This is a genomic window from Brevundimonas sp., from assembly GCF_036405315.1.
Classification (GTDB): domain Bacteria; phylum Pseudomonadota; class Alphaproteobacteria; order Caulobacterales; family Caulobacteraceae; genus Brevundimonas.
The window spans coordinates 1-4579 of record NZ_DASWXW010000052.1 but is presented as its reverse complement, the minus strand read 5'-3'; the positions used below and the strand labels follow the sequence as shown (position 1 = coordinate 4579).

The 4579-nt window shown below is 68.4% G+C and carries 6 protein-coding genes; 4 read left to right on the top strand and 2 right to left on the bottom strand.

The annotated features are described in order from the left end of the window. From VGE49_RS03220 to VGE49_RS03205, 4 genes are all read left to right on the top strand, one after another. Positions 1 to 587: PLP-dependent aminotransferase family protein (locus tag VGE49_RS03220; RefSeq protein WP_473964831.1), on the top strand; the 587-nt coding region annotated here is incomplete at its 5' end. Positions 588 to 602: 15 nt separating this feature from the next. Next, positions 603 to 2183: an aminomethyl-transferring glycine dehydrogenase subunit GcvPB gene (gcvPB, locus tag VGE49_RS03215; protein WP_331033142.1), complete on the top strand. Its 1581-nt coding sequence runs from the start codon at positions 603 to 605 to the stop codon at positions 2181 to 2183. 170 nt (positions 2184 to 2353) lie between these two features. Beyond that, positions 2354 to 2776, top strand: a complete 423-nt coding sequence (locus tag VGE49_RS03210; RefSeq protein WP_331033141.1) for a hypothetical protein — start codon at positions 2354 to 2356, stop codon at positions 2774 to 2776. 117 nt (positions 2777 to 2893) lie between these two features. Further along, positions 2894 to 3361 (top strand): DUF6789 family protein, encoded by a 468-nt coding sequence (locus tag VGE49_RS03205; RefSeq protein WP_331033140.1) that lies wholly within the window; start codon positions 2894 to 2896, stop codon positions 3359 to 3361. Positions 3362 to 3437: 76 nt separating this feature from the next. Here the strand turns inward: VGE49_RS03205 and VGE49_RS03200 are convergent, their stop codons facing one another. Both VGE49_RS03200 and VGE49_RS03195 read right to left on the bottom strand, forming a co-directional pair. Beyond that, positions 3438 to 3956, bottom strand: a complete 519-nt coding sequence (locus tag VGE49_RS03200; RefSeq protein ID WP_331033139.1) for a F0F1 ATP synthase subunit B — start codon at positions 3954 to 3956, stop codon at positions 3438 to 3440. Further along, positions 3956 to 4561, bottom strand: a complete 606-nt coding sequence (locus tag VGE49_RS03195) for a F0F1 ATP synthase subunit B family protein (RefSeq protein ID WP_331033138.1) — start codon at positions 4559 to 4561, stop codon at positions 3956 to 3958. Before VGE49_RS03195 ends, VGE49_RS03200 begins: the two co-directional genes overlap by 1 nt. Positions 4562 to 4579: the final 18 nt, after the last annotated feature.

Sequence of the window (4579 nt, the reverse complement as noted above, 5' to 3'; positions counted from 1 at the left end):
CCGACATCGTCGCGGCCGAAGGCCAGTCGATCGGCAACGCCCTGAACTTCGGCGGCCCCTACATCGGCCTGTTCGCCACCCGCGAGAAGCTGCTGCGCCAGACGCCCGGCCGCTACTGCGGTGAAACCGTCGACGCCGACGGCCGTCGCGGCTTCGTCCTGACCCTGTCCACGCGCGAGCAGCACATCCGCCGCGACAAGGCCACGTCGAACATCTGCACCAACTCGGGCCTGTGCTGCCTGGCCTTCACCATCCACATGAGCCTGCTGGGCGAGACGGGCCTGCGTCAGATGGCCCTGCTCAACCACGAGAAGGCGCTCGCCACCCGCGACGCCCTGGCCGCCATTCCGGGCGTCGAGGTCCTGACCCCGCGCTTCTTCAACGAGTTCGCGGTCAAGCTGCCCAAGAACGCCGCCGAGGTCGTCCAGACCCTGGCCGACCATCACATCCTGGCCGGCGTGCCCTACAGCCGTCTGAACCCGGAAGCGGGCCTCGACGACGTCCTGCTGGTCGCCGCCACCGAGACGACGCTGGACGCCGACATCAAGATCCTGGCGGCTACGCTCGCCAAGGTTCTGGCCGCCTAAGGGGAGTTTGGAATCATGAGCACGATGAACACTGTCGGCCGTCCGACCACCCCGAACGCCCTGCCGGACAACGACTACAAGCACCCGACCCTGACGGGCGCGCGCGGTCTGCTGCAGGACGAGGCCCTGATCTTCGAGGGCGAAGGCTGGGGCAAGACCGGCGTCGACCTGCCCAAGCCCGCCACGGACGGTTCGGACCTGGGCGACCTGGTCCGCAAGGACCCCATTGGGCTTCCGGGCCTGTCCGAGCCGGAGGCCATGCGCCACTATGTGCGCCTGAGCCAGAAGAACCACGCCATCGACCTGGCCATCTATCCGCTGGGTTCGTGCACGATGAAGCACAACCCGCGCCTGAACGAGAAGATGGCGCGTCTGGCCGGCTTCTCGGACATCCACCCGCTGCAGCCGCAGTCGACGGTGCAGGGCGCGCTCGAACTCATGGATAGTCTGGCCCACTGGCTGACGACGCTCACGGGCATGCCCGCGGTGGCCCTGTCGCCCAAGGCCGGCGCCCACGGCGAGTTGTGCGGCCTGATGGCCATCCGCGCCGCCCACGAAGCCAAGGGCGAGCATGAGCAGCGCCGCAAGGTGCTGGTGCCGACCTCGGCCCACGGCACCAACCCGGCCACCGCCGCCTTCGTCGGCTATTCGGTCGTCGAGGTCGCCCAGACCGACGACGGTCGCGTGGACGTGGCCGACCTGGCCGCCAAGCTGGGTCCGGACGTGGCCGCCATCATGGTGACGAACCCGAACACCTGCGGCCTGTTCGAGCGCGACATCCTGGAGATCAGCCGCCTGACCCACGAGGCGGGCGCCTACTTCTACTGCGACGGCGCCAACTTCAACGCCATCGTCGGTCGCGTGCGTCCGGGCGACCTGGGCGTCGACGCCATGCACATCAACCTGCACAAGACCTTCTCGACGCCGCACGGCGGCGGCGGTCCGGGCGCTGGTCCGGTCGTGCTGTCCGAAGCCCTGGCCCCGTTCGCGCCCGCTCCGTGGGTCGTGAACACCGGCGACGGCTACAAGCTGGTCGAGCGTGAGGAAGACGAAGCCAAGGACGCCTTTGGCCGCCTGTGCGCCTTCCAGGGCCAGATGGGCATGTATGTGCGCGCCCTGTCCTACATGATGAGCCACGGCTCGGACGGCCTGCGTCAGGTGGCCGAGGACGCCGTCCTGAACGCCAACTACATCAAGGCCCGCCTCGAGGACCTGATGAGCCCGGCCTTCCCCGAGGGTCCGTGCATGCACGAGGCCCTGTTCGACGACGAATGGCTGAAGGGCACGGACATCACCACGCTCGACTTCGCCAAGGCGATGATCGACGAGGGCTTCCACCCGATGACCATGTACTTCCCCCTGGTCGTCCACGGGGCCATGCTGATCGAGCCGACCGAGACTGAATCCAAGCAGGAGCTGGACCGCTTCATCAACGCCATGCGTCTGCTGGCCGAGGCGGCGAAAGCCGGCGACGTCGACCGCTTCAAGGGCGCCCCCTTCCATGCGCCTCTGCGGCGTCTGGACGAGACCCGCGCCGCGCGCTCGCCGCGTCTGCGCTGGTCGGCGCCGGAAGGCTCCAACATCGCCGCCGAGTAGGCGGCCGATCCCGGTCTGAAGTGAAGCGCCGTGTCCTCAGGGACACGGCGTTTTGCTTTTCAGGCCCCTCTTACGAAAGCTTCACCCCCGCGCCACGGTTCGGCCTTGTCGCCCGTGTCTAGGATAGGCTGGCAGCCGCCTCCCAAGGCTGTCGTCCTCCTCACCCGTCCGTGGCGCCTGTGACCCTGGTCCTGACCCCCTTCCGCGCCGAGAGCCGGCCTCGTCAGAGGCCCGGACTGCTGCGTCGTGCGAAGCGGTGGGGCATGATGGCCCTGGGCTTCCTGATCATCGGCGCGGGCGTCCTGATCGCCCCCCTGCCCGGCCCCGGCGGCGTGCCGGTCATCGCCGTGGGTCTGGTGCTGCTGCTGCGCAACTCGTGGTGGGCCAAGCGCCAGTTCATCCGCGCCCAGCACGCTCGGCCCAAATGGGTCTATCCCTTCCGCCGTCTGATGCGGAAAAAGCCCGAGATCGCCCCGGTCTTCTGGCAGCAGGCCCTTCGGGCCGAGAAGGTGATGCTGCGCCGCCGCCCCTCGCGGCTGCTGATCCGGGCCCGCAAGCGGACCCGCCGCGCCTTCCGCAGACTGTTCCGCTGACAGCGACGCTTCACCGCACACGGTAACGTGAACGGCGGTGCGATCGCGTTTGCGCCGAACGGCGTATGCTTCCTCTCGCGTAGTCAAAAGCAGATGGCGTTGGGAGGCGCTTTTCTCATGATGTCACGCGTAAAACAGGGAATCGCCGCCGGCTTCATTGCGACCGTCGCGGTTTCCATTCTTGAGGCGGTGAACCTGCTGTTCGCCAAGGTCTTCGACCCCTTCCCCGAAATCGTCGCCCGCATGTTTCTGCTCGGCGACAACCTGGCGGCGGGGTGGGCCATCCACTTCGTCATCGGCTCCTTGGTCATGGGGCCGCTGTTCGCGCTCCTCTACGAACGTCTGCCGACCAAGACGCCCGAAACCCGCGGCATCCTCTTCGCCGTGGCCGCCTGGGTGGCGATGATGCTGATCATCACCATGATGGGCGATCCGCGCACCTTCTCCGGCAGCGCCGGGTTCGGCACCTTCGCCTGGATGCTGATCACCCACATGATCTTCGGCGGGGTGATGGGCAATGTCTTCGCCCGACTGCTGGCTCGCGAAAAACGCGCCGGCTTCATCCACGGCGCGCCCGCTCACTGATTGCGGCGCTCCGCTGAAACGCAAAAGGCCCCGCCGTCGCCGGCGGGGCCTGATGTGCTTGTCGCTGTGACCGCGATCAGTTCAGCTTGGCGCCGATCTGGCTGATGGCGGCGTCGATCAGCGGGTCCGACTTGGCGCCGGCCAGGCGGGCGGCCAGGATGTCCTGAGCGGCCTTGGCGGCCAGGTCGGCGGCGGCGGCCTTGACCTCGGTCGTGGCCTGGGCCTCGGCCTGGGCGATGCGGCGCTCGGCCAGGGCCTGACGACGGGCCAGACCTTCTTCGATGCGGACCTTGGCTTCGGCTTCCAGACGCTTGGCGTCGGCTTCGGCGGCGGCCAGCATCTCGGCGGCTTGCGCCTCGGCCTCGGCCTTTTCCTGACGGATCTGGGCCAGCATGGCTTCAGCTTCAGCGCGCAGGCGAGCGGCTTCGTCCAGTTCCGACTGGATCTTGGCGGCCTTGCCGTCCAGGGCCTTGGCGGCCATGCGCGGCGCGCCGGCCATGACGGCGATGGCGATGAAGATGATCAGGCCGACCAGCACCCACAGTTCGGCGCTGGTTTTGACGTCCCAGAAGTGGGGATCGAAGAACATGTTCATCAGGCGGCTCCCTTGACGGCCGCGTCGGCCTCGGCGGCCGTCGGGGCCTTGCCGGTCAGACGCTCGACGATCGCACGGGTGGTGTCCGAGGCGATGGCCGAGGCGTGGGCCATGGCGCCGTCGCGGGTGGCGGCGATGGCCTTCTCGGCCTCGGCGACGCGGGCGGCGACAGCGGCTTCTTCCTGGGCCTGACGGGCCTGGATTTCAGCGGCGATACGGGCCTTGGCGCCGGCGGCGGTGGCGCGGGCGTCGGCGCGGGCCTTTTCAAGCTCGGCCTTGGCGGCGTCGGCCTGGGCGACGGCCTCGGTCTGGACCGAACGCGCGGTGGCGACGGCCGAAGAAACGGTCTCGGCCCGTTCGTCGATCACGCGGCGCAGACGCGGCGCGAAGACTTTGGCGATGAGCACATAAAGAATAGCGAACAGGATCAGCAGGTAAACGGCCTGCCCGGCCCAGTGCTGGAACTCGAACTGCGGCAGTCCGCCGGCTTCGTGGTCGGCGGCGGCCGACGCCGCGTTGGCGGGCACGTGCCCGGTTTCAGCCGCGTATTCGACGGCCTGTTCCACCGGCAAGACCGGGGGCGGAGCTGAGGGAGTGGCTGCCATGATGATCCGTCGTGAAAG

What these genes read in the sequence shown, in the direction of transcription:
- gcvPB (WP_331033142.1), top strand. Translation starts at nt 603, where the DNA reads ATGAGCACGATGAACACTGTCGGCCGTCCGACCACCCCGAACGCCCTG.
- VGE49_RS03205 (WP_331033140.1), top strand. Translation starts at nt 2,894, where the DNA reads ATGATGTCACGCGTAAAACAGGGAATCGCCGCCGGCTTCATTGCGACC.
- VGE49_RS03195 (WP_331033138.1), bottom strand. Translation starts at nt 4,561, where the DNA reads ATGGCAGCCACTCCCTCAGCTCCGCCCCCGGTCTTGCCGGTGGAACAG.
- VGE49_RS03200 (WP_331033139.1), bottom strand. Translation starts at nt 3,956, where the DNA reads ATGAACATGTTCTTCGATCCCCACTTCTGGGACGTCAAAACCAGCGCC.